The sequence below is a fragment of the Corynebacterium ammoniagenes DSM 20306 genome (genome assembly GCF_001941425.1).
In the GTDB taxonomy this organism is placed as follows: domain Bacteria; phylum Actinomycetota; class Actinomycetes; order Mycobacteriales; family Mycobacteriaceae; genus Corynebacterium; species Corynebacterium ammoniagenes.
Genome location: NZ_CP009244.1, coordinates 2,347,822 through 2,371,237, shown reverse-complemented (window position 1 = coordinate 2,371,237; position 23,416 = coordinate 2,347,822). Strand labels below are relative to the sequence as shown.

Below are 23,416 nucleotides of genomic sequence, written 5' to 3'. Positions count from 1 at the left end.
GTGTGATAATGGAAAGCATGCATGGGCATCTTCTGGTTTCGATTTCATCTATTTTTGACGACACCCGGAAGTCCGCAGCGCGGCTGATACATCAGCTCGATAAAGAAGGCGTCCCCGTCTCCTTGCTGGTTGCCCCACACATTGATGGCAACTGGCACTTGGCAAAAGACCCCACCACGAAACAGTGGTTGGAGCAGCAGCAAGACGGCGGGCGCTTGTTGATTCTCAATGGCTTTGACCAAGCCGTGCAAGGCCGCCGCGCGGAGTTTGCGAATCTAGATGCGCACGAAGCCACCCTGCGGCTGAAAGGAGCTACGCGCCAGATGTCGAAGCTAGGGTTTGAATTCGACATCTTCGCCCCGCCGCGCTGGCGCATGTCTCCTGGGACTTTGGATGTCTTGCCGTACTTTGATTTTTCCTTAGCGGTTTCTTCCACAGGCATTCACGATCTGTGCCACGAGGAGTTCTATCAATCCCGCAACCTGTCCTACGGTGAGGGCTTTGGCGCCGCGAAGTGGTGGCGCCGTTCTATCATTCGTGCCGCCGAGCGCGGTGCTAATCGCGGCAATACCGTGCGCTTATCGGTCTCCGGCCGCAACTTAAGCGATAAAAAGGTCCAGCACGATTTCATGCGCGCGATCGATAAAGCCATCAAAGCTGGCGCTAAGCCGGCCTCCTATGACGTCTTCTTAGCGCAGGCGAAACGAAAAAGCCCGCAGAGCTAACGCAGAGCTGGCGCACGGCTCGCGCACGGCTGACGCAGAGCTAATAATAAAACCCGGCGTTTCCACCTTCACAGGCGAGAGCCTGAAGAAGATGAAACCGCCGGGTAGTTACCGGGCAATTACACCACGCGTTTTTAGAACAGTCCGTTAAAGAATGCGCGGATCTGGTCGCGGAAGCTCTTGGCCTCACGCGGCAGGTACTGATCGACGGTGCCAGAGAAGATCGCGCTGAGACCCAGTGCTGCGGCGATGGCCGCTATTGCGCCGAGGATGCCGCCTGCAGAGCTACCCGCGGAGCCACCACCAGGTGCCTCGTTGGATGGGTCGTCGCCGTCTGAGCCGTCATTGCCGTCGTCATCGACATTGCCGCCGTCGCCGTTGTCACCGTTGTCATCGGTGGTATCCAGGTTGAAACCAACCTTGACGGGGTCGTGGTCCGAGGAGCGGAACGGGGAATCATCGTGGTAATCGACCACGTTGTACAAGCGGCGGGAGTATTCAAAGGCGATGGATTCATCGGCGTTGATATTCCACACCTGCGCGTCTTGGACCTCGACGTTGGCGTTGGCAAGAACGTGGTCGAGAGAACCCAGCATGCCGTCGAATTGGTAGGACGTGGCAGCCTGGTGGTCTTCCTGCGGGATGGAGTAGCCGGCGTCGCGGAAAGTATCGATGGCGTGTTCGCGGGTATAGGAGTTTAAATCACCCATCACGAAGGTGGCCTTATCCTGCCAATCGCTTTGTTTAGCTAGGTGGTCGAGCACGGCCTCGGCTTGGGATACGCGCAGGTTGGCGTTATTGCCTTGGCCATCGCCTTGGTCGGCGTCGCCACCAGCGATAGAGCCCTTGGACTTGAAGTGGTTAGCCACCGCGACGAAGGTTTCGGTGACGTCTTCGTCGACAGGCTTGAATTCCTGCGCTAGTGGCTCGCGCGCGGTGCCAGTGAAGCGCTCATCTTCAAAGATGCGGGATTCGCCGACCGGTTCCACACGGTCCGGGTTGTAGATAAAGGCCACGCGGATAACATCCGGATCGTTGGGTACCTGCTGAGGAGATTCGACGTATTTCCAGTTGCCGCCGTCGGCGTTGAGGGCATCAACGAGGGTGGACAATGCTTCATCGCGACGGGCAATGTCCCCAGTGACCGCGAAGGTATCTTCAATTTCGGATAACGCAATGACATCAGCGTTAAGGCCGTTGATGGCAGAGACAATCTTTTCCTGCTGGTCCTGCAGGGCGCTGTCGGTAAATGCGCCGCGCACGGTGCAGTTGCGTGATGCCACGGGGTTGTTGTTGATATCCGTATACGCACCGCAGCCAGATTCATCTTCGCCGAGAGAGGTGAAGTAGTTGAGCACGTTAAACGCGGAGATAGTGTAATCACCAGCGACATCATCGACCGCGTGCAATTCGGCCTCGCGGGAATCTTCCCAGGTAATCGGCAAATCTTCCGCTGCAGTGTTGCCAGTGACCGGAGTCGTTGGCAAAAAGCGCCACAGGTCGAAATCCTTTTTCACGATGACCGGGCTTTGAAATTCCACCTGGTCGGTGGTGCGAATCGACTTGATGGTTTCCGCATCATCGGAGGTGATATACGGCAGTGGGGTCTGCTTGTCCGATTGCATGTAGTTGCGAGTGCGGGCATCGTCAAGCGTTACTAGCTCTTCTTTGTACGCCTCAGCCTGCGCGACGGCGTCCGCGCCGGGTGCCATGAAATCAGTCGGCTGACGGAAAGCTTCCTCGCCGGGAGCCAGGCCGATTTCGCCGAAGGTATTGAGCGCATAGTTGTTGGTCACGGTGTGATTACCCGGCAGGACCAGCATGTACTCATACGGTTCGCGTTCGGCATCGCCCGCTGGCAGCGTATCGATGCGCAGTGGGGTCACTGGTTCGAATTCGCCCTCCGCGACGGCAAAAGTGGGGTTGGTCAGCTGCGTGGACTCGAAGTGCTCCCCGGCGTCACCCGTGACGGTTAAGACCTGGCCAAGCTCAGGGTACTCGGCGGCAGGACGGTTGTTCATGTAGACAAAGATGCCGTGGGAAGCATCGCTTGTCGATGGCACCTGTGCCCCCGTACCCGGAGTTTGAATGACAAAACCGTTCAACCCGCCTTCGGCATAGACCGCGGTGACCTCACCTTGAGTAGTGACCGTGCGGCCTTCGTGCGGGGAAGTGGCACCCGTGCCCTGGATATCGGCGATGGCAATGACCTCGCCCGGATTGACTGGGGGTTGTGGCTCTTCCGGATCGGTGCTGCCGCCACCCTCGGAGTCATTGGCGGAGTTGGTGGGAGTAGGGGTGCCCACGGCGAAATCTGCCGCGTTATTATCCGTGTCCGAACCGAGCGCATCACGTGAAGCCGACGTCGAGTTGGATAGCTGGGACGTAGGTGAAGACTCATTGATCTGCGCGGCACCGTAGCCCACCACGTCAATGGTTTCTGCCGGCGAGCTCAGCGTCACGGACCCCTTGGTGCCGGACATATTCAATGTGCCCGAAGCATCTGGGGTCGGCAGCGCCGTCAAGCTCGTGTTTTTGCCGGAGGCTTGTTGAATGAGGAAGTAACCACCGGCTGGAATGGTGCCGGTTAAAGCAGTGGTGCCGCTAGATCCGCCGGAAGCGGAGAAATATTCCACGTTCCAGCCCGCCAGGTCAATGGCTTCTTCGGTGGGGTTGAACAGCTCAATAAAGTCATTGACCAACGGTGCACCGGAGTTTCCACCACCGCCAAAGACTTCGCTGATGACGACATTGTCACCTTCAGGCGTAGCCTGCGCAGCAGGGATCGCGATGGTGGTCAGGGAAGTAGATGCCACGGCAGCGAGTGCAAAGGTGCGCAAACGACGAGCCGACGAGGCTGGCTTCGGGGAGGAAGACATAAATAGAAAATCCTTATTCAGATGAAGAGGCGAATGGGTGCGAAGAAGCAACCTTCCTGTTTCTATTACCGTTTGATAACCCCAGCAACAGCAGAAATGATGGCGAGCTGGGAGTTTGCTTAGGCGGAGCTGAAAGTTATCCCGTGGTTTAAACGCTTGACATATCGCGTTCATGAAACGGGGGAGGATTGATGCGGGGCTAATGATGGGGAGTGCATGGACCCAGCCGTCTAGGAGTTTTGCATGCCTAACCGCTAAAGTGGGCAATTGCAGACAAGCAGTAAAACTCGCACAGTAAGGCTTAGAATTATGGCTCGTGTTGTTGTCAATGTCATGCCCAAGGCGGAAATCCTCGACCCGCAGGGACAAGCTGTTGTCCGTGCGCTTGGACGCCTGGGTGTAAACGGAGTAAGCGATGTTCGCCAGGGCAAGCGCTTTGAAATCGAAGTCGATGATTCCGTGAGCGCAGAAGACCTGCAAAAGGTTGCAGCCAACTTGCTGGCCAATACCGTCATCGAGGACTACGAAGTTGTAGGGCTGGAGGTCAAGTAAATTGACCGCGAAAATCGGAGTAATCACGTTCCCCGGCACGCTCGATGACGTTGATGCACAACGCGCAGTACGCCTTGCCGGCGCCGAACCAATTAGCCTGTGGCACGCAGACACTGACCTCAAAGGTGTCGACGCAGTCGTTGTTCCCGGCGGCTTCTCCTACGGTGACTACCTGCGTTCCGGTGCGATTTCTGCACTGGCACCCGTGATGCAGTCAGTTATTGACAGCGCACGCAAAGGTATGCCGACCTTAGGCATTTGTAATGGTTTCCAGATCTTGACTGAAGCAGGCCTGCTCGATGGTGCGCTTACCCGCAACCAAGGCCTGCATTTTCATTGCGTGGACACCCACCTGGAAGTAGTTAACAACCAAACCGCGTGGACCACCGAATTTGCAGTCGGTGACAAGATCTATGTCCCCGCCAAGCACGGTGAAGGACGCTTCCAGGCGGCGCCCGAGACCATCGAAAAGCTTGAAGGCGAAGGCCAGGTGGTCTTCCGCTACACCGATAACTTCAATGGCTCACTCAATGATATTGCTGGTGTTACGAATGAAACTGGCCGCATCGTTGGCCTGATGCCGCACCCAGAGCACGCCATTGAAACTTTGACTGGACCGTCCACCGATGGTCTGGGTTTGTTTGTATCCGCGATCAATGCCATCACGGCGTCCGTTTAGGAGTAAAACATGACTGTTGCCAATGACACAGTAGATAATGCCAAGAACACTCCTGAACTGCAGCAGCCTTGGGAAGAACTGGGCTTAAAGCAGGATGAGTATGACAAAATTGTGGGCATTTTGGGCCGCCGCCCAACCGATGCCGAGCTCACTGTCTACTCGGTGATGTGGTCGGAGCACTGCTCGTATAAGTCTTCTAAGACCCACCTGCGCTACTTCGGGGAAACGACCACGGAAGAAATGGCGTCGAAGATTCTTGCTGGTATCGGCGAGAACGCTGGTGTTGTCGACATCGGAGATGGTGACGCGGTGACTTTCCGCGTGGAATCTCACAACCACCCTTCATTCGTGGAGCCTTACCAAGGTGCTGCGACCGGTGTCGGCGGTATTGTCCGCGACATCATGGCAATGGGCGCACGCCCGATTGCGGTTATGGACCAGCTGCGCTTTGGCCCCGCTGATGCGCCGGATACTGCGCGTGTACTACCTGGTGTGGTCTCCGGTATTGGCGGCTACGGCAACTCCCTTGGTCTGCCCAATATTGGCGGCGAGACCGTCTTTGATGAGTCCTACGCCGGCAACCCACTGGTCAACGCACTGTGCGTGGGTACCTTGCGCGTGGAAGACCTGAAGCTAGCCTTTGCTTCCGGTACCGGCAACAAGGTAATGCTCTTTGGTTCGCGCACCGGCCTTGACGGCATCGGTGGCGTGTCCGTGTTGGGCTCGGCCTCCTTCGAAGAAGGCGAAGAGCGCAAGCTACCAGCCGTACAGGTCGGCGACCCGTTTGCAGAAAAGGTCCTCATTGAGTGCTGCTTGGAGCTCTACGCCGCTGGCGTGGTCGTGGGCATTCAGGACCTGGGTGGCGGCGGACTCGCCTGTGCTACCTCGGAGCTGGCAGCAGCTGGCGATGGCGGCATGGTGGTCAACCTGGACAATGTTCCATTGCGTGCAGAAAACATGACCGCAGCGGAGATTCTCGCGTCTGAGTCTCAGGAGCGCATGTGCGCGGTTGTTTCTCCAGAAAACGTGGACAAGTTCCGCGAGATCTGTGCAAAGTGGGACGTGACCTGTGCTGAAATTGGTGAGGTAACCGATAACAAGGACACCTACCTCGTCTACCACAACGACGAACTGGTCGTTGATGCTCCGCCATCAACCATCGATGAAGGCCCTGTCTACGAGCGTCCATACGCACGCCCGCAGTGGCAGGATGAGCTGCAGCAGGTCCCGGAAATCGCGCGCCCTGAGTCTTTGGTCCAGGCGTTGAAGGACATGGTGTCTTCTCCTGCGCTGAGCTCGCGTGAATTTATCACCGACCAGTATGACCGCTATGTGCGCGGAAATACGGTCAAGGCTAAGCAGTCTGACTCCGGTGTCTTGCGCATCAATGAGGAAACCTCCCGCGGCGTGGCTATTTCTGCCGATGCATCCGGCCGCTACACCAAGCTGGACCCGAACATGGGTGCACGTTTGGCTTTGGCTGAGGCATACCGCAACGTGGCTGTGACCGGTGCTCGCCCATATGCTGTGACCAACTGCTTGAACTTTGGTTCTCCGGAAAACACCGATGTCATGTGGCAATTCCGTGAAGCTGTTCATGGTTTGGCCGATGGTTCGAAGGAGCTGAACATTCCAGTCTCCGGTGGCAACGTGTCCTTCTACAACCAAACGGGCGAGGAGCCAATTCTGCCGACCCCAGTGGTTGGTGTCCTTGGCGTCATCGATGATGTGCACAACGCCATCGCTCACGATTTGGGCGGCATTGAAGAGCCAGAAACCCTGGTTCTCTTGGGTGAGACCAAGGAAGAATTCGGCGGCTCCATCTGGCAGCAGGTCTCCGGCGGCGGCCTGCAGGGACTTCCTCCACAGGTAGACCTAGCCAACGAGGCTAAGCTCGCGGAATTCTTCGTGGGCAACACCTCTGTGGCGGCTGCTCACGATCTGTCTGAGGGCGGCCTGGCTATCGCAGCATTTGAGATGGCTCAGAAAAGCAATGTCGGTGTTGACCTGGAATTGGATGCAGTTCACGAGGACGCACTGACTGCGCTCTTTAGTGAGTCTGCGTCCCGCGCGCTCATCGCCACTGCCTCCGACCACCTCGACGGTGTCCTGGCACGTGCGGCTGAGTTGGACATTCCAGCTGTTGTCGTGGGAACCACCAACGACTCGGGCAATTTCACCTTCGCTGGACAAGAAGTTGCAATCTCCGAACTGCGCGAGGCATGGTCTGCCACCTTGCCGAAGCTGTTTGGCCACGCTGTCGGTGCGAACTCTGTTGTTGAGTAAACGCTTCTCGCATAGCTAAAAAGTGCCAGGCAACGTAACTGTCGCCTGGCATTTTTTCTGTCTATTCCCGACAGCTGTGTGAATTGTTTTCAAATTCACAGGAACTGCATCGCTGGGCGCAAGGCCAGCAGCGTAGTAGTTTTGGGCGCCAAAATTTCACCGTGGATGATGTGCGTATGAACTTTTTCTAGTGACGAAGCACATAGCCTTTGGTAGCGTTCGCGGCAGAGCATGAACCATGACACTTTTGAGGAGAACATCATGCGCAAGAAGATCGGTTCGATTGCTCTAGCCGGCGCACTCGCCGCAAGTATTGCCGCCCCTGCACCTGCGATGGTTGTAGAAAATACCAGCGTTGAATACGCTGGCACTGTCGTCTAATCCGCACAATCCCTTGGCCTAGCATTTATCACTAACCCCATTGGAACTTTCATGGGCAGCTTGGGAATGGGCTCTATGGCTCCAATTTTTCTGTCGTCTTGGTTTGGACTAGACACCCTGCCCGATTAATACATCTATTCCCAGTCACGAGAGATCACACTCCAGCGCAATGACAAGATTCAGGAGAATATCATGCGCAAGAAGATCGTATCCATCGCTGCAGCTGGCGCACTGGCGCTCGGCGTTGTAGCACCTGCGCCGGCAATGGCTGCACCAGCTAAGGCTGCGTCAAGCGATATCACGCAACAGTCCGCGGGAGTGATGACAAACTCCTCGGTACCTCAAGAAAGCCTGTTGATGCTCATTGCGATAGCTACTTTCCCGGTCTTTTTATCCTCGGCTGCTTTAGCTGAGCTCGGCATTATTAACTAGTTGGCTTACCGCACAACCCCGGTTGCATCCACACTCAAGTCGTGGACGCAGCCGGGGTTCGTCGTGTTTTAACAGTCTTGTTGAGCCACCTGGGAGAATAGCCTCCGGGTATTCTAAGCAATATCACAGGCTCGGCGAGGTACGCTGCGACTACGATGGTGACAAAGCACAGGAAAGATAAAACTAAATTGGTAGATTTACACTACCGTAGGATCAGCGCGGAGAAATGCTCAACACTATCCTTGTAAACATAAGAAAACTACGCGCGCCCTGTTGAAATGCGAGATGGAAGCCCATGAAATTTGATCCGCACCACACCAAGTCAGTTTCTGCGCCCGGAACGGAGACCGAAGAGTCGGCTATGTCCAAAGACCACAATGCGGTAGCTGACCGCATCCAACGCAGCTTCTGGGTCGTTGATCGCGGCCCGCGGCCGTTGACCCGAGGTTGGGGTCATTTAATAGCAGCGATAGTATCTGTCATCTCCTCCACAGTGCTCATCACTTATTCCTGGATGACGCTCAACTGGGTCGAAGCGCTCGGCGTTACCGTCTATGGCGTGGGCTTGGTGGGGCTCTTCGCCGTATCCGCGCTCTATCACCGTTGGCCGTGGCCTACAGCCCGCGCTGTGCAATGGTGGCGGCGTGCGGATCACGCGACCATCTCCGTTTTTATCGCGGCGACGTATACGCCGATGTGCATTCTTGCATTCAGCGCTCAAACAGCAGCGTGGATGCTTGGAATCGCATGGACCGGGGCGCTTTGCGCGGTCATCCTAAACCTGGTGTGGATCAACCACCCGCGGTGGCTTGACGTGGTGGTGTACCTGACGCTGGGCTGGTTGGTTGTACCGCTTATCCCAACCTTGTGGACTAATTTAGGTCCCACCGTGGTCTGGCTGCTCGCAGCCGGTGGACTGCTCTACACCGGGGGAGCAGTGATCTATGGGCTGAAATGGCCAGGGCGCAATGCCAAATATTATGGCTACCACGAGCACTTCCACACCGCCACGATTGCAGCAGCGGTCGTGCACCTGATCGCCATCTGGATGACGGTGCTCCAAGCAGCGGGGTAGGAGCGGGGTGAGGGCTGCCGCCCTCACCCCGGTTGGCTCCGGGCCTGCTTAGAAGCTCTTAATCAATGTGTTGATGATTAGGGGCGTAGACCAGCGGCAACGGTGAATATTGGCTGCGCAGGTTGCGCAAGGTAGTGGCGTGTTCGGCCAGACGCTTATCTTCTTCGGTATGCGGAATGAACTGGCGAGCAGGCAAAGGATTCCAGTCACGGTCCATGGCGAGATAAGACACGGTCGCGTGGATGGCGGTGGAGAGGTTATCGCGGCCACCGCGAGCTTCGCCCGAGCGCACGTGCACCGACATTTGCATCGAACGGCTATCAGTGCGCATCATGCGCGCGTCGACCTCGATGAGATCACCAATGTGAATTGGCTTGTAGAAGCGAATGCCGCCGGCATAAACAGCAATTGTTTGCTCACCTGACCACTCCATGGTGCACGCAGTGCCGGCCTCATCGATCCACTCCATAGCGGTGCCACCGTGAACATTGCCGCCCCAGTTAATATCCGTGGGCTTGGCCAAGAAACGGTTGACCATACGTGGGGCATCTGATGGTCCGACATAGGTCTGCTTTTGCATTTCAGCTTCAATCGCCTTGCGCAGATCGATGCGCGTCTTGGCTGCTTCCATCACGCGCATCTGCTCATCAGTTTCCGGCACGAAGGTCGGAACTGGGGTAGGACGCTGGGTATCGGCGTCCTTAGCTACGAAGATAACCAAGCAGTCGCAAGCGCGGGTGAAAATTCCATCGCGAGGGTCTGCGGACCATACCTCGTTGACGATGTGCATGGACGACGTACCGGTCATCGCCAAGCGAGAGCGAACTTCGACCAAGTGTCCCGATTCAATGGGGCGCATAAAGTGAATGTGGCCAACATAGACGGTCACACAGTACTGACCTGACCACTGCGTGGCGCACGCATAGGCAGCCTTATCGATCCACTCTAAAACGCGGCCACCGGAGATTCCTTGGGCGCCAGCGTTGAGGACATCCATTGGCGCGGCCATAAAGCGCAGGGTGATATTCGGATTTTTTAGGGACTCTTGTGATTGCGCCTCTTGCTTTTTAGCATGCTCATTGATTTTCTCGGCGGACTGTTCACTTGGATTCTGTTGGGACATATCAATCAAAATAGCAGGTCACTATAATGGTTCGCATGAGTCCCCAACGTTCCAAGCCCAATTCGCATGAGACGAAAGCTGCCGTGGATGCCATTGCCGACTGGCTGCATGACTTTAAAGCAGCTCCGGCACCATCTCGCAATGAATTAGCCAAAGCTGTGCGCACAACCGCACGCACTTTAGAACATGATGCGCCGGGGCATTCAGTGGAACTACGGGTACCCCCATTTGTTGCTGTTCAATGCATCGAAGGCCCCCGACATACCCGCGGGACCCCACCCAATGTGGTGGAGTGCTCACCACGGACCTGGTTGCTTTTAGCGACCGGCCTGTTGAGCTGGGATCAGGCTGATGTCGATGCCTCCGGTTCACGCGCTGCGGAGATTGCCGCGTGGCTGCCGATCATCCCCTTAAAAGGTTTTGGTGCTGAATAAAATGCAAGCATACGCCCCCGATCGTGCATGGAAAAAGTAGCAACAGTTAGTTATCGCGCACCAAAATTAGTAGAATCAGCCGTGTGGTGAACACTACTTTCCCCAGCGACCTGAACTTAGATGACCAAGGCGAGCAAGAACCCCGCGAAGAGTGCGGTGTCTTTGGCGTCTGGGCTCCTGGTGAGGATGTTGCGAAGCTGAGCTACTTTGGCCTTTTCGCACTGCAACATCGTGGCCAGGAAGCCGCCGGTATCGGCGTCGGTGATGGAGACCGCCTCGTTGTTTTTAAAGACATGGGCTTGGTCTCGAATATTTTCGATGAATCTATTTTAAATTCCCTGCACGGCTCCGTCGCCGTGGGGCACACTCGCTATTCCACCGCCGGTGGCAAAGAGTGGGCCAATGTCCAGCCGATGTTTAACACCACCGCGAATGGTGTGGACATTGCGTTGTGTCATAACGGCAACTTGGTCAACTACCAAGAACTACGTGATGAAGCAGTGGCACAGGGGCTGTACCGAGACAGTGAGAAATCCCTGTCGGATTCCATGATCATGACGGCGTTGCTGGCGCACGGTGTCGGCGAAGACAAATCCGTCTTCGCTTCCGCCAAGGAACTCTTGCCCCGTATCCAAGGTGCCTTCTGCTTGACCTTTACCGACGGCAAGACTTTGTATGCCGCACGCGACCCGCATGGGGTGCGGCCATTGGTATTGGGCCGTTTATCCCAAGGCTGGGTTGTGGCATCTGAGACATGTGCGCTGGATATCGTTGGTGCGCAGTTTATCCGGGAAGTTGAGCCAGGCGAGCTGATTTCCGTGGATGAGGCAGGCATTCGCAGCGAGAAATTCGCACAGGCCAAGCGCCAAGGCTGCGTCTTTGAATATGTCTACCTGGCTCGTCCCGATACCGTGATCAAGGGCCGCAACGTCCATGCCACCCGCGTGGACATTGGCCGTGCTTTGGCTAAATCGCACCCTGCTGAGGATGCCGATATGGTCATCCCCGTGCCGGAGTCGGGCAATCCCGCAGCCGTGGGCTACGCCCGTGAATCCGGTTTGACCTTTGCGCATGGCTTGGTGAAAAACGCGTATGTGGGCCGCACGTTTATTCAGCCCACCCAAACCCTGCGCCAGCTGGGCATTCGGCTGAAACTGAACCCGTTGCGCGAGGTCATCGAGGGCAAAAAGCTCGTCGTGGTGGATGATTCCATCGTCCGTGGCAATACCCAGCGTGCGCTGATTCGCATGCTGCGCGAAGCAGGTGCCGCGGAAGTGCACGTGCGTATTGCCTCCCCGCCAGTGAAGTGGCCGTGTTTCTACGGCATTGACTTCGCTTCACCAGGGGAGTTGATCGCCAATATCCAACCCTCCGATGACCCTGAGGTCATCACTGCGGCAGTATGCGAAGCTATCGGAGCAGACTCCTTAGGCTTTGTCTCCGTTGATGACATGGTGGAAGCTACCCATCAGCCCATTAATGAGCTGTGCACTGCCTGCTTTGATGGCAATTATGAGCTTGGTCTTCCAACCGCTAACCCCAATGCTGACGCTGTGCGAACCTTGCTCAGCGAAAAGAACTGAAAGATTTGATCTGACATGTCGGAAAATACCTACGCCGCGGCAGGCGTCAACATTGAAGAAGGCGATCGCGCAGTGGAGCTTTTTGCGCCGCTAGCAAAGCGCGCAACGCGCCCCGAGGTCATGGGCGGGCTCGGTGGTTTTGCCGGTCTGTTCAAACTTGGTGAGTACAAAGAGCCGATCCTGGCCGCGGGCTCAGATGGTGTGGGCACCAAACTCGCCGTCGCTCAGGCCATGGACAAGCATGACACCATCGGCATTGACCTGGTGGCCATGTGCGTGGATGACTTGGTTGTCTGCGGTGCGGAGCCACTGTTTATGCAGGACTACATTGCTGTTGGCAAGGTAATCCCGGAAAAGGTCGCCGAAATTGTTTCCGGTATCGCCGAAGGTTGCGTGCAGGCAGGCTGCGCGTTGCTCGGTGGTGAAACTGCAGAGCACCCCGGTGTTATGGACGAAAATGACTATGACGTCTCGGCTACCGCTGTGGGCGTTGTGGAGGCAGATGAACTTTTGGGACCAGATAAGGTCCGCGACGGTGACGTGTTGATTGCCATGGGCTCGTCTGGCCTGCACTCGAATGGTTATTCACTAGCGCGCCACGTCTTGCTGGAACGAGCAGGCTTGCCTCTCGATGGCTACATTGATGACCTCGGCCGCACCTTGGGTGAAGAACTGCTCGAGCCCACCCGCATTTATGCGAAAGATTGCCTTGCGCTCATCGCAGAATGTGAAGTCTCCACTTTCTGCCATGTCACCGGCGGTGGCTTGGCGGGCAACCTCGAGCGGGTTATCCCTGAAGGGCTCGTCGCGGAGGTCAACCGTTCTTCGTGGACACCAGCAGCAATCTTCCGCACCATCGCGTCTTTCGGCAAAGTGAGCCTGGAAGAAATGGAAAAGACATTCAACATGGGTGTTGGCATGATCGCGATTGTTTCTCCGGAAGACCGTGACCGCGCCTTGGCAATGTTGACCGCGCGCCACGTCGACGCGTGGGAGTTGGGCACAGTCCGCACCAAAAAGGATGAGGATACCGCCGGTGTTGTCATGCACGGCGAGCACTCCAACTTCTAACCACCACAAATCGTTAGAGAAAGCCCGAACTATGCTTGCGCAGTGATAGTTCGGGCTTTGTGCTTACTGCGGTACAAGAAGTACCAAAACACATAAATACCGCACCTATAGCCGGAAATACTAGGAACCGAGAATTCCACAAGGTGCGGTATTTATGTGTTGTACAGTGGGCGGAGTTGGGATTTACTCAAACTTCGAAGCGATCAATCAAAGATTGAAAGCCACAAAGATTTTCAACACTCATGCGACGCCAAGCCGAAGCTAGCGCCGGTCATCAACCTCATCCTGGTCGTCGTCCCACTCATCGACGTAATCGTCGTATGAGTCGCCGTAGTCGTCGTCATCCTGAGACCGTGAATTACCTGGGCGCTGGGATGCCAGCTCCCGTTGTAGCGAATCCAAGTCCATATCAGGAGTGTTGTACTTTAGTTGGCGTGCAACCTTGGTCTGCTTTGCCTTTGCGCGTCCGCGTCCCATGTGCATGACCCCCTTGAGGTGTGTAGGGCAATCCAGGGAATTCGGAAGCCCCATCGGCTGTAATCTTGTATATGTTCCTGTTAGACACAATAGCCTGTACAGCCGGAGAATGCCGCACCGCCCCCCGTGCGATGTCATGACCTGCATGTTTACCATGCGGGAGAGGGCGTAGTTTTGAAAAATGCGTCACTTAAATGCACTCAGCGCCTCCAAAAGTTGTAGAAAACGCGCGAGGGCTCAATTTAAGGGATAATTCTCAGGCGCACACGGCTCTCAACTGGGAGAACCGTGCGGCTTTGGCCTTATAGCCTGAGAGTAAAAGGCAGTGGTCTTATCTGCCGCGCAGCTTATCGATGGCACTGCGGCCGAGCTTGACGCCTTCATCAGCGGGCAATGAATCATCATCGACCGTTGCAGCGCACTCGCCGATCAGAAGTTCTGGGGCTTCGGAGTCAGGCTTATCAGGCTTCGGAAGCGCCGAGCGCTTGATTAAACCAAGCGCGATTGGGCCTAATTCGAAGTCATCGATGATGGTGCCGACGCGGCCAACGCGACGACCACCGGAGGTGATATCGGCGCCGGTTTCTGGCATCTCCGGAACCGAGCCGTCGAGGTAGAGCCGGACGACAAGTCGGGGAGAGCGGCCAAGGTTTTCCACACGGGCAATGGTTTCCTGCCCGCGGTAGCAGCCTTTTTCGAGGTGCACCGCACCTTGTAGCTCACCGCGTCCAATCCAATGCGGGATTTCGTGCGCGATGGATTTATCATCCAAATCTGCAGCACGCTCGGGCTCGAGGTTGCGCACACGTTCGGCGGTATAGGCCATCAAGCCAGCGGGTTTAAACCCGGCGTCGATAAGCTCTTGTGCCATCTCCCGCAGCTGCTCGCGTGGAACCGCGATATCGGTGCGCGGGGTTTCGGTCCAATTCTCCACCTTGCGCACAAACGCTGCGGCTTCCTGCACCTTGGTGGGAAGCTCGGGGAGCGTGCCGAGTAGCGAAACGATGGCGAGGTCTGCTTCGGTGACCTCGACCTTTGACCAGAAAATCATCATGGTCAAGAATTTAAAAAAGGACTCAAACTCGGCTGCGGTGGTATCGAGATAAAAACCGTCATCCGTGCGCACGACATCGGAGTAATGCAGGATGCGGCCCTGAATATCTAAATCCAATGCAGCCGCGGAATATCCAGGATCGACCGTGTCGAGTTTCTGGGATAGTAGGTTATTTAAAAACTCTGGCGCATCAGGTCCAACAACAGAGATAACTCGACGTTGCGAACGATCTACCAGCACAGGGGTATCTAAATGCAATGCGCGTTGCTCAACCAGCGGGTCCCCGTAATGCCACGCGACTCCTTGGGAGTCAATCAGCGTGTCATCTTGTACGGCTGCCGCACCCGGCAATTGCATCAGGGGCGAAGTATAACTCACGACTACCAGCGTACCTGTCGGAGCGGGGAAATGACACCCCTCGCCCTTTTAGTACATACCCTTTGGGGGAGATTACGAGCGTGCTGCCCACACCGATGAGGACAAGCAAGGCATAATCGAAAGCATGGTTTCACAAAAGCCGGTTATCTTTGTAGTCGAGCCCTTCGGTGGTTCGATTCGCTGGCATAATCCTTCGCTCCCTCTCATATTTTGGGATGACTACGCGGTCACGCGTGGAGATGGCATCTTTGAGTCCATCTTGATCCGAGATGGTCAAGCGGCCAATCTCAACCGTCATGCGGAAAGGTTTCGCAATTCCGCCGCTGCCTTAGGCCTGCCTGAGCCGATCCTCGAATCTTGGCTGAGCGCTACTGACGCTGCGATTGAGGAATTCGGTGATGGCGAAGGCAAGTGCACCTGGACGTACTCTCGGGGGCGAGCCTCCACCGGAATGCCTACGGCGTGGGTGGTTATCCAGCCGATTGCAGAGGAGGTGCTGGCCCAACGTGACGAGGGCGTGCGGGTGATGCTCAGTGAACGCGGATGGTCTTTTCCCGCGGAGCTGCCAGCTAAGACTTTGAACTACGCCGCGACAATGGCTACGCTGCGCCTGGCACGCGAGCGCGGATTCGATGATGTCATCTTTACCGACCCCGAAGAGGGGCACATTTTGGAAGGCGCGACGTCCACTGTGGTGACGGTGAAGGGTAATAAGCTGCGTACTCCAGCTGCCGATAATATTTTGCCGGGCACCACCCAAGCAGCGCTGTTTGAATACGCCGAAAGCCAGGGCTATCGATGCAAACAGAAAGTCATGGACACGGATTATCTTCTCGGAGCGGATTCTGTGTGGTTGGTATCTTCGATCCGCATCGCCACGCGGGTGCGCAGGCTGGAAGAGCATAAATTAAAGGCTCCGAATAATGAAGCTGAAATCCGAAGCCTTATTGATGCGGCGATGTCGCGCGGTTAGCCGTGGGGAGCCGCGGGTAGTCCTGCTGCTCGTTATCCAGCGACGCGACGCAGTTCAGCGGACATGTATGGGCGCATTTCGTCATCGACGAGGCGCTCATCGACCCAGCCGAGATTGTTATTAGGCATCAGGCCGTACATGCGCTTGCCAGGCCCTAGGTTCTTTGGTCCAGTCTCGGTGACCATGGTGGACGCAGACTGCAGCTGCCATGCGCGCTCATTAAAGACTTCGCCGTAGAAGATTTCTACAATCCCGTTCGAGGACGTGTACGTCATCTCGATCTCATCTTTCGAGGAGATACGCCAGAAGCCGGACTCACGAACATGAGGCTCGCCGGCCTTACCTTCAGAATCGATCTTCCAGGTACGGGAGCTGAAAGTGAGGTATTCGCCACCATCGTGGGCTACGACGAGCTGCTGGCCGAAGTGAAATTGGGTGCCGTCAGAATCATGCGCTTCGCCTTCGCCCTGCCAGACTCCGACGAGGGGGAGCAGGCCCAAGAGGGCATCGTTAAGCGATGGCCCCTGGCGCAAGTTAGCGGTGTCAGAATCTAGTGGTTCATCAGCGAACTTGAAGGTGGGAATGTTTTGGCTAGCTGCATCTTTCCACGCTTCTGCAGCGAGGTTAACTGCATCATTGCCGCTGAGGCGGCCATCGCTGTTGGCATTAGCAGCAAGGGCGTCGGCGGCGGAATCTGGAATATTTTGTGACTTGTTTTCTTCGGTATTTTCGCTCATGGTGCACCAGCCTAGTCGGATGATCCGAGGGAGCTTTAATCTTCGCGCTCTGGGCTAAATTCTTGCAGCTTGGAGCTTGTCATCTAGTCAGGACTGCGCAAAGAGCTATAAACTTGCAAGGGTGCGTGCACTTATGATTTTGAATCCGAACTCCACGACTCAATCGAGCGAATTGCTGCGAGAGATACTGCCTCCGCTTTTTGCCATTGAGCAGTTGAGTCTGTTCGTGCGTTTTACGCATCACCCCGCACACGCGGAAGAAATGGTCTCGGGGCTGACCCGTGAAGACTACGACTTGATCATCTTGCTCGGTGGGGATGGCACAGTCAACGAGGCCATCAACGGCCTGCTAGGTTCCGCGGATACAGAAAACCCAGATCCAGAAACTTTGCCGAAGCTGGCTGTTATTCCCACGGGCTCTGCCAACGTTTTAGTGCGTGCACTCGGTTTTTCTGCCGATCCGGTGGAAGCAGTGCATGTGTTATCGCGGCTGATTGAAAAGGATATCTCGCGCACCATTTGCCTTGGTACATGGAATGACCGGTGGTTTGGGGTCAACGCGGGATTTGGTTTGGATGCCGATGTCCTGGCTCAGGTGGACCGCGTGCGTGAAAAAGGTTTTGCGGCCACGCCCTTTCGCTACCTTATGGTTGCGGTGCGAGCAGTTGGGCGCGCGCGGAGAAACCCACCCACCATTAATGTTCGCGCGTCGTCGCGTGAAGGCGAGGAGTTTGCCCTCGACGAAGTCCCGGTTCTTTTGGCGTCCAATACCAACCCCTGGACCTTTTTAGGACCGCTGCCGGTTGGTTTGAATACCGAAAACTCATTTGAGGAAGGGCTGAGCCTATTCGGGGTCACTGATATTTCTGGACTCGGCGGACTAATTGGAGTTTTGCACTTATTCGGAGTCGATAGTCAGCGGGTACTCAATAAGGTATCGACCGCAAGGACCATTGACTTCGACCACGCCAGCACCGTGGAATTGAGCTGCCCGACACCTCATCGCTTCCAAGCCGATGGGGAATCCGAGGGCAAGCTGACGAAAGTGAAGCTGCGCTCCGTGCCGGATGCCGTGGAAGTGTATGCGCCGCGCTCGGCACGCGCCCCGCATGAGCGGTCATTGCGCGAGACCCTGCGCGATTTCATCCGCGTATTTTAACGTCGTCTAGGGCCGCCTAACGTCTTCTAGTTCTCGCGGCCTTCGCTGTCATAGCGTCCATCGATCTCCACTGGAGAAAGTTGGGAGACTTCCAAGCTGGTATTGCGATGTTGGGTTTCAAACGTGATGGAACCGCCTTGCAAACGCACGGCGGTCGCTTGCGCGGAAAGCGGTAATTGACGCGTATCCAAGCTGTAGCTAAATGCTTCAGCCACCCGGTCATTGTCCGCGTTGACTGGGGTCATGATGAATCTTTCATCGACAAGCCGAAGCGTGACTTCTACTGACGTGGACTCGGTATCGCCGGGAAGAGTGCCTTCCAAGATGGCTTCTGCCGAGGTACCTGAGGTGGGCGAGATATTTTTCGGATTAGCAATTTGTAAATCATTAATGCCCATCAACCGCCCTAAAGACACCGCATCAACGGAAATAGCGCGCGACCAGGTCGAAACCGTGGCGCCCGTGAAGTTGCCGCTAATTAATTGATCGGCAGTAACCTGCACATCTCTTAAGGTGGTGGAGGCATTGACCAGGCCCAAGCGCGGGACTTCGATATCGAGGGCTTTGACTTCCATGAGCGGAATTTCATGATCAGGAAGAACCGCAGCACCCAGATAAGGCATGCCACCGATGTAGACCTGCGGGGTATTTTCTAGCTGCGCCTCTGCCTTGACCTGCTGCGCGAGGGTGTGCTCGGCGTGCATCGCAAAGCCTGTGTCCACCACCGCTAATGCCGCAACCGTTACGGCAATGCCCGCGCCCACTTTCAGCGGACGGACAAATCGCGCGGGAATAGTCACGCTGGCCTTGGTCGCGCCACTAGTGGCAGCGGCTGGTACGGCTTCGCTCACGATGAATTTCCTTATCTAGTCGGGGCGTTGACAAGAAGCTTACTAACCAACCGTTTCATCACTAGGGTGGGGATATGACTTTTAACGTGCAAAACATCACTATTGCTAATCATCCTGAACTCGCTGCTGCGGTTGAAACCGCCGCGCAAGAAACCGGCAAGCATGACGGCATTGACCCTTTTTCCGAACAGTTTCTTTTAGGCCTGCGCGATGAGCGACTGAACCACCAGCATTGGTTTATTGAATCTGACGGGAAGGTGGAAGCAGTCGCAGCTAGCGATGGCAGCAGCGCCGAGCTTTTTGTTGTACCGGGTGCACGCCAGGAAGGCCGCGGTACGGCACTATTTGATGCTGTTGCTCCGACGCCCGTGTGGGCACACGGCAACTTTGCCGGTGCACAAGCTTTGGCCAAGGCCAAGGACCTGCGGATTACGCGTCATCTGCTGGTCATGGCCATTGAAGGTGAAGCGTTAAAGACGGCGGCGCAAAAGCCCGATACTGAATTATTGGTTGCTAATTACACACAATCTGTCGAGCGCTTTGGCAAAGAACATGTTGACCAACAGTGGCTCAAGGCTAATAATGAGGCCTTTTCCTGGCACCCAGAGCAAGGCGGCTGGGATATGGAGCGTTTGCACCGAGGTATGGAACCGGCGTGGTTCGACGAAAAAGATGTCATCTTTTTCTGGGACGTCCCAGCTAATGCTGAGGAAACCACAAAGGAATCCACAGAAAAAACGCTGCCTAATATGGCAGGATTTCATTGGACGAAGTGGCATGATGAAACCGAAGAGGGGTTCGGCGAAGTCTATGTCGTGGGCTTAGCCGATGCCTACCGTGGCCGCCGTTTGGGTGGTCCACTGCTAAATGCTGGGCTGGCACGCATGGCAGAAAAAGGCGCTGATCGGGTCATTTTGTACGTTGAAGCCGACAACGGCCCGGCGGTCAAGGCTTATGAGCGTTTAGGCTTTGAAATCGCCGAAAATCACGTCGTTTATGAGACCTCTGATATCCCGGGCAAGGACTAGTGATGAGATTCACGGGGAAAATCATCTAAGTTAACCGTTTGTTAACCGGAAGACCCTATTGCGGTTAACCCGCGCCGGATAGGTTAGCAACTCGTGAGCACAACCGCCTGAGATTCGGCTGCTTAAAACTCTTGAAAGATTTAAAGAAAATCTGAAAAAAGGGGATAAGCGACGCACGGGTAGGCATGTGTTCGGACAATCAAAACTTCCCTGAATTTTAACCGGAAAGGTTTCCCCGTGATTCGCAACTTTAAGCGCTCCGCTGCCGTCATTGGTGCTGTCGCAGCTTCCTCCCTGGCTTTGGTGGCTTGCTCCGACTCTTCGGAAGATTCCGCAGATGGCGGTTCCGCAGTAGAACTTCCAGGCGGCTACACCCTCTCTGGCGCAACCGGCGGTCTGGTTGCCGAGGGTGCATCTTCCCAGCAGAACGCCATGGACTACTTCGGTGCGATGTACCAGGAAGCTACCGGTGGCGACGCTTACCTCGAGTACAACCCAACCGGTTCCGGCTCTGGCCGTACCAACTTCGTAGCTGGCCAGGTTGTCTTCGCTGGTTCTGACTCCCCATTGGAAGAGGACCAGGTAGACGCAGCTGCAGAGCGCTGTGGCGGTAACGAAGCATGGCACCTGCCATTCGTTATCGGCCCAGTTGCTGTTGCCTACAACTTGGAGGGCGTTGAAGAGCCAATCAACCTCACCACCGAGACCCTGGCGAAGATCTTCGCTGGTGACATCACCAAGTGGAACGATGAAGCTATTGCTTCTGAAAACGAGGGTGTTGAGCTTCCAGACACCGACATCTCCGTTGTCTACCGTTCCGATGAGTCCGGTACTTCCGATAACTTCCAGAAGTTCCTGTCTGCTTCCACCGGCGAGTGGGAAGGCGAAGGCACCAACTTCCCAACCGACGTGGGCGAAGGTGCTAACGGCTCTTCCGGTGTTGCCACCCAGGTACAGCAGATTGACGGCGGCATCACCTACGTTGAGCACTCTCACGCAGCTGACTCCGGCTTGGGCATTGCCAACATCGACTTCGGCCAGGGCCCAACCGAGCTGAATGAAGAAACCGTTGGTCAGGCGCTGGAGAACATGGAGTTCACCACCGAGGGCAACAACATGGTTGTTGACTCCGATGCACTCTTTGCTTCCGATGCAGGCTACCCACTGATTCTGACCACCTACGAGATTGTCTGCTCCGGCGGCTACAGCGAGGAAGAGGCCAACCTGGTCAAGGACTTCCTGATGACCGCACTGGCTTACCAGGATGAGGGACTGTCTGAGTCTGGACACATTCCAGTAACCGGCGGCCACTATGACCGCCTGGTTGAGGCAGTTCAGGCTATCAACGGCTAATCTAATGGTTGTTCAACGAACAACTTGTACTTATCTAAGTCAAATACTTGGGTAGGTACAACGCCCCCGCTGGCTTGTAAGGTGTGTTTACGACACTCCTTGTTGCCTCCCGGGGGCGTCGCGCCGCTTAGGCGGTGACTGTGACCAAAACCAAATCCCATGAAGTTGAAGGACTGCGCCATATGGCTGACTACAACTCGACCTCGGGCGACCACGTCAAGCTGGAAGATAACCGAAGTGCAGATGCACATCCGGTTGCTGTGAACTCCAGTGGCAGTGGGGCACCTGCAGGTGCGAATGACGGAGTAAAGACCGGAAGCGTTCGTCGCATTGGCGACCGCGTCTTCGAAGTTCTTTCCACCGCGTCCGCAACACTGATTACGGTATTCATTGCCGCCATCGGTATCTTCCTTGTTCTCCGTGCAATTCCCGCACTCAACCGAAATGCCAACGGATACTTAGGCTTTTTCACCTACACCGATACGTGGAATACCTCCGATGTCGAGAACATGTATTTCGGCATTCCGAACTTGTTCGCAGCAACCGTGATGATGTCAGTCCTCGCGCTGATCATTGCGATGCCCATCGCTTTGGGCGTTGCGATCTTCCTTTCCAACTACGCGCCAAAGTCCATCGTCAAGCCGATGGGCTACCTGGTGGACATGCTCGCTGCTGTCCCTTCGATCGTTTACGGTCTGTGGGGCTGGCTCGTACTCGGGCCATTCCTCTCCGGTTTCTACACCTGGATTGAAAGCTGGGCCGGAGGATTCTTCCTCTTTTCCACCTACAGCAACACCCCATCATTTGAAACCGGTCGCAACATGTTTACCGGTGGCATTGTCTTGGCAATCATGTTTTTGCCAATCATTGCTGCAACCACGCGTGAGATTTTCGTGCAGACCCCGAAGGGTCAAGTCGAATCCGCGCTGGCTCTGGGTGCTACCCGCTGGGAAGTTGTGCGCATGACCGTGCTGCCATTCGGCATGTCCGGCTACATTTCCGGCTCCATGCTCGGCTTGGGTCGTGCACTGGGTGAGACCATGGCGCTTTACATGGTGGTTTCTCCGTCCACCGCATTCCGCGGTTCGTTGTTTGACGGTGGTACGACGTTTGCAACTGCGATTGCCAACGCTGCGCCTGAGTTCAATAACGACATCAAGGCAGGCGCCTACATCGCTGCCGGCTTAGTACTGTTCCTGTTGACCTTCGTGGTCAACGCGATTGCCCGCTCAATTGTCTCGGGCAAGAAATAGGGAGGTTGTACAATGACTAACGTTACAGCTCCTGCACAAACCGGAGTAGGAAAAACCTCCGCGTTCTTGCAAATCTCGGGTCGTCGTAAATCCGCCGACAGCATTGCCAAAGTACTCATCTACTTCTGCATGTTCTTGGCAATTATCCCCTTGGTATTTGTTCTTTGGGAACTGATTTCTAAAGGGCTTCCACCGGTGCTTAACGCTGAATGGTGGACCGATGACATGCTCGGCACCCGTTACGCCAAAGCAGGCGGCGGTGCTATTCACGCCATCGTCGGTACCCTGGTGCAGTCTGCACTGGCCTCGGTTATCGCAATCCCGATTGGTATTTTCACCGCTATCTACCTAGTGGAGTACTCCCGCGGTGGCTGGCTCGGCCGCACCACCACCTTCATGGTGGATATCTTGTCCGGTGTCCCATCCATCGTTGCAGCACTGTTCATCTACGCAGCATGGATCACCGTTCTGGGCTTCGACCGTTCTGGTCTCGCCGTTGCCTGGTCGCTGTTGCTTCTGATGATTCCGATTGTCGTTCGCAATACCGAAGAGATGCTGCGCGTGGTTCCAATGGATCTGCGCGAGGCCTCCTATGCACTCGGCGTTCCAAAATGGAAGACCATCGCACGCGTAGTTCTTCCTACCGCTTTGTCCGGTATTGCCACCGGTATCATGCTCGCCATCGCACGCATCATGGGTGAGTCCGCACCAGTGCTGATTCTGGTTGGTACCACCCCAGCATTGAAGTGGGATCCATCCTCAGGCCCCATGTCTTCCTTGCCGTTGATGATGCTCGATATGTTCAAGGCCGGACTGAATCCGAATGTTCTTGACAAGATGTGGGGCGCAGCGTTCACGCTGGTTCTGATTATTGCGCTTCTTAACATCGGCGCCCGCGTTATCTCAGCGAAGTTCTCGATCAAGCAATAGCGC

21 protein-coding genes are annotated in these 23,416 nt (G+C 55.7%); 15 read left to right on the top strand and 6 right to left on the bottom strand.

Going from position 1 to position 23,416, the window contains the following annotated elements; genetic code table 11:
• Positions 1–17: 17 nt before the first annotated feature.
• Positions 18–725, top strand: coding sequence for a DUF2334 domain-containing protein (locus CAMM_RS10895; RefSeq protein ID WP_040355531.1), 708 nt, complete (start codon positions 18–20; stop codon positions 723–725).
• Between the two features lie 134 nt (positions 726–859).
• Here the strand turns inward: CAMM_RS10895 and CAMM_RS10890 are convergent, their stop codons facing one another.
• Complete coding sequence (locus CAMM_RS10890; RefSeq protein ID WP_147581086.1) at positions 860–3,604, bottom strand: ExeM/NucH family extracellular endonuclease; 2,745 nt, start codon at positions 3,602–3,604, stop codon at positions 860–862.
• 309 nt (positions 3,605–3,913) lie between these two features.
• Here CAMM_RS10890 and purS point away from each other — a divergent pair, with 309 nt between their 5' ends.
• The 5 genes from purS (at position 3,914) to trhA (ending at position 9,009) form a co-directional block, all read left to right on the top strand.
• The gene (gene purS / locus CAMM_RS10885) at positions 3,914–4,156 is read left to right on the top strand and encodes a phosphoribosylformylglycinamidine synthase subunit PurS (protein ID WP_003847578.1); all 243 of its coding nucleotides are present in this window, start codon (positions 3,914–3,916) and stop codon (positions 4,154–4,156) included.
• Position 4,157: 1 nt separating this feature from the next.
• The gene (gene purQ / locus CAMM_RS10880; protein ID WP_003847577.1) at positions 4,158–4,835 is read left to right on the top strand and encodes a phosphoribosylformylglycinamidine synthase subunit PurQ; all 678 of its coding nucleotides are present in this window, start codon (positions 4,158–4,160) and stop codon (positions 4,833–4,835) included.
• 9 nt (positions 4,836–4,844) lie between these two features.
• Complete coding sequence (gene purL, locus CAMM_RS10875; RefSeq protein ID WP_003847576.1) at positions 4,845–7,121, top strand: phosphoribosylformylglycinamidine synthase subunit PurL; 2,277 nt, start codon at positions 4,845–4,847, stop codon at positions 7,119–7,121.
• Between the two features lie 573 nt (positions 7,122–7,694).
• Positions 7,695–7,934 (top strand): hypothetical protein, encoded by a 240-nt coding sequence (locus CAMM_RS10870; RefSeq protein WP_003847572.1) that lies wholly within the window; start codon positions 7,695–7,697, stop codon positions 7,932–7,934.
• Positions 7,935–8,229: 295 nt separating this feature from the next.
• A complete protein-coding gene (gene trhA, locus CAMM_RS10865; RefSeq protein ID WP_003847571.1) occupies positions 8,230–9,009 on the top strand; it encodes a PAQR family membrane homeostasis protein TrhA in 780 nt (259 codons plus the stop codon).
• A gap of 58 nt (positions 9,010–9,067) precedes the next feature.
• Here trhA and CAMM_RS10860 read toward each other — a convergent pair whose 3' ends face one another.
• Positions 9,068–10,018 (bottom strand): acyl-CoA thioesterase, encoded by a 951-nt coding sequence (locus CAMM_RS10860; RefSeq protein ID WP_050759869.1) that lies wholly within the window; start codon positions 10,016–10,018, stop codon positions 9,068–9,070.
• Positions 10,019–10,167: 149 nt separating this feature from the next.
• On the opposite strand from CAMM_RS10860, the gene CAMM_RS10855 reads away from it, so the two are divergent.
• The 3 genes from CAMM_RS10855 to purM all read left to right on the top strand — a co-directional run bounded on the left by CAMM_RS10855 (position 10,168) and on the right by purM (position 13,220).
• Entirely contained in the window at positions 10,168–10,566 is a 399-nt protein-coding gene (locus CAMM_RS10855; RefSeq protein ID WP_040355631.1) for a sterol carrier family protein, read from the top strand.
• A gap of 83 nt (positions 10,567–10,649) precedes the next feature.
• Positions 10,650–12,149 carry an amidophosphoribosyltransferase gene (purF, locus tag CAMM_RS10850; protein ID WP_003847565.1) on the top strand — a complete coding sequence of 500 codons (1,500 nt, stop codon included), beginning with the start codon at positions 10,650–10,652 and terminating at the stop codon, positions 12,147–12,149.
• Between the two features lie 15 nt (positions 12,150–12,164).
• Complete coding sequence (gene purM, locus CAMM_RS10845) at positions 12,165–13,220, top strand: phosphoribosylformylglycinamidine cyclo-ligase (RefSeq protein WP_003847564.1); 1,056 nt, start codon at positions 12,165–12,167, stop codon at positions 13,218–13,220.
• A 261-nt stretch (positions 13,221–13,481) separates the two neighbouring features.
• Here the strand turns inward: purM and CAMM_RS10840 are convergent, their stop codons facing one another.
• Positions 13,482–13,697 carry a DUF3073 domain-containing protein gene (locus CAMM_RS10840; RefSeq protein ID WP_171974895.1) on the bottom strand — a complete coding sequence of 72 codons (216 nt, stop codon included), beginning with the start codon at positions 13,695–13,697 and terminating at the stop codon, positions 13,482–13,484.
• A gap of 331 nt (positions 13,698–14,028) precedes the next feature.
• The gene (gene ygfZ, locus CAMM_RS10835; protein ID WP_003847559.1) at positions 14,029–15,108 is read right to left on the bottom strand and encodes a CAF17-like 4Fe-4S cluster assembly/insertion protein YgfZ; all 1,080 of its coding nucleotides are present in this window, start codon (positions 15,106–15,108) and stop codon (positions 14,029–14,031) included.
• Between the two features lie 145 nt (positions 15,109–15,253).
• Between ygfZ and CAMM_RS10830 the strand changes: the two genes are divergently transcribed.
• On the top strand, positions 15,254–16,102 hold the full coding sequence (locus CAMM_RS10830; protein ID WP_003847558.1) for an aminodeoxychorismate lyase: 849 nt from the start codon (positions 15,254–15,256) through the stop codon (positions 16,100–16,102).
• A 32-nt stretch (positions 16,103–16,134) separates the two neighbouring features.
• On the opposite strand, the gene CAMM_RS10825 is transcribed toward CAMM_RS10830, so the two are convergent.
• The gene (locus CAMM_RS10825) at positions 16,135–16,839 is read right to left on the bottom strand and encodes a heme-binding beta-barrel domain-containing protein (RefSeq protein ID WP_003847556.1); all 705 of its coding nucleotides are present in this window, start codon (positions 16,837–16,839) and stop codon (positions 16,135–16,137) included.
• 133 nt (positions 16,840–16,972) lie between these two features.
• Here CAMM_RS10825 and CAMM_RS10820 point away from each other — a divergent pair, with 133 nt between their 5' ends.
• Positions 16,973–17,998 carry a diacylglycerol/lipid kinase family protein gene (locus CAMM_RS10820; RefSeq protein WP_003847554.1) on the top strand — a complete coding sequence of 342 codons (1,026 nt, stop codon included), beginning with the start codon at positions 16,973–16,975 and terminating at the stop codon, positions 17,996–17,998.
• Positions 17,999–18,024: 26 nt separating this feature from the next.
• On the opposite strand, the gene CAMM_RS10815 is transcribed toward CAMM_RS10820, so the two are convergent.
• A complete protein-coding gene (locus CAMM_RS10815) occupies positions 18,025–18,849 on the bottom strand; it encodes an LmeA family phospholipid-binding protein (RefSeq protein ID WP_003847552.1) in 825 nt (274 codons plus the stop codon).
• A 74-nt stretch (positions 18,850–18,923) separates the two neighbouring features.
• On the opposite strand from CAMM_RS10815, the gene mshD reads away from it, so the two are divergent.
• The 4 genes from mshD (at position 18,924) to pstA (ending at position 23,413) form a co-directional block, all read left to right on the top strand.
• Positions 18,924–19,877, top strand: coding sequence for a mycothiol synthase (gene mshD / locus CAMM_RS10810; RefSeq protein ID WP_003847549.1), 954 nt, complete (start codon positions 18,924–18,926; stop codon positions 19,875–19,877).
• 237 nt (positions 19,878–20,114) lie between these two features.
• A complete protein-coding gene (gene pstS, locus CAMM_RS10805; RefSeq protein ID WP_003847545.1) occupies positions 20,115–21,230 on the top strand; it encodes a phosphate ABC transporter substrate-binding protein PstS in 1,116 nt (371 codons plus the stop codon).
• A gap of 182 nt (positions 21,231–21,412) precedes the next feature.
• Complete coding sequence (gene pstC, locus CAMM_RS10800) at positions 21,413–22,483, top strand: phosphate ABC transporter permease subunit PstC (protein WP_003847542.1); 1,071 nt, start codon at positions 21,413–21,415, stop codon at positions 22,481–22,483.
• Between the two features lie 12 nt (positions 22,484–22,495).
• Complete coding sequence (gene pstA / locus CAMM_RS10795; RefSeq protein WP_003847541.1) at positions 22,496–23,413, top strand: phosphate ABC transporter permease PstA; 918 nt, start codon at positions 22,496–22,498, stop codon at positions 23,411–23,413.
• Positions 23,414–23,416 lie beyond the last annotated feature (3 nt).

What these genes read in the sequence shown, in the direction of transcription:
- CAMM_RS10830 (WP_003847558.1), top strand. Translation starts at nt 15,254, where the DNA reads ATGGTTTCACAAAAGCCGGTTATCTTTGTAGTCGAGCCCTTCGGTGGT.
- ygfZ (WP_003847559.1), bottom strand. Translation starts at nt 15,108, where the DNA reads ATGCAATTGCCGGGTGCGGCAGCCGTACAAGATGACACGCTGATTGAC.
- trhA (WP_003847571.1), top strand. Translation starts at nt 8,230, where the DNA reads ATGAAATTTGATCCGCACCACACCAAGTCAGTTTCTGCGCCCGGAACG.
- CAMM_RS10820 (WP_003847554.1), top strand. Translation starts at nt 16,973, where the DNA reads ATGATTTTGAATCCGAACTCCACGACTCAATCGAGCGAATTGCTGCGA.
- CAMM_RS10825 (WP_003847556.1), bottom strand. Translation starts at nt 16,839, where the DNA reads ATGAGCGAAAATACCGAAGAAAACAAGTCACAAAATATTCCAGATTCC.
- pstC (WP_003847542.1), top strand. Translation starts at nt 21,413, where the DNA reads ATGGCTGACTACAACTCGACCTCGGGCGACCACGTCAAGCTGGAAGAT.
- CAMM_RS10855 (WP_040355631.1), top strand. Translation starts at nt 10,168, where the DNA reads ATGAGTCCCCAACGTTCCAAGCCCAATTCGCATGAGACGAAAGCTGCC.
- CAMM_RS10890 (WP_147581086.1), bottom strand. Translation starts at nt 3,604, where the DNA reads ATGTCTTCCTCCCCGAAGCCAGCCTCGTCGGCTCGTCGTTTGCGCACC.
- CAMM_RS10895 (WP_040355531.1), top strand. Translation starts at nt 18, where the DNA reads ATGCATGGGCATCTTCTGGTTTCGATTTCATCTATTTTTGACGACACC.
- CAMM_RS10870 (WP_003847572.1), top strand. Translation starts at nt 7,695, where the DNA reads ATGCGCAAGAAGATCGTATCCATCGCTGCAGCTGGCGCACTGGCGCTC.
- purM (WP_003847564.1), top strand. Translation starts at nt 12,165, where the DNA reads ATGTCGGAAAATACCTACGCCGCGGCAGGCGTCAACATTGAAGAAGGC.
- mshD (WP_003847549.1), top strand. Translation starts at nt 18,924, where the DNA reads ATGACTTTTAACGTGCAAAACATCACTATTGCTAATCATCCTGAACTC.
- pstA (WP_003847541.1), top strand. Translation starts at nt 22,496, where the DNA reads ATGACTAACGTTACAGCTCCTGCACAAACCGGAGTAGGAAAAACCTCC.
- purL (WP_003847576.1), top strand. Translation starts at nt 4,845, where the DNA reads ATGACTGTTGCCAATGACACAGTAGATAATGCCAAGAACACTCCTGAA.
- purS (WP_003847578.1), top strand. Translation starts at nt 3,914, where the DNA reads ATGGCTCGTGTTGTTGTCAATGTCATGCCCAAGGCGGAAATCCTCGAC.
- CAMM_RS10840 (WP_171974895.1), bottom strand. Translation starts at nt 13,697, where the DNA reads ATGGGACGCGGACGCGCAAAGGCAAAGCAGACCAAGGTTGCACGCCAA.
- CAMM_RS10860 (WP_050759869.1), bottom strand. Translation starts at nt 10,018, where the DNA reads ATGGCCGCGCCAATGGATGTCCTCAACGCTGGCGCCCAAGGAATCTCC.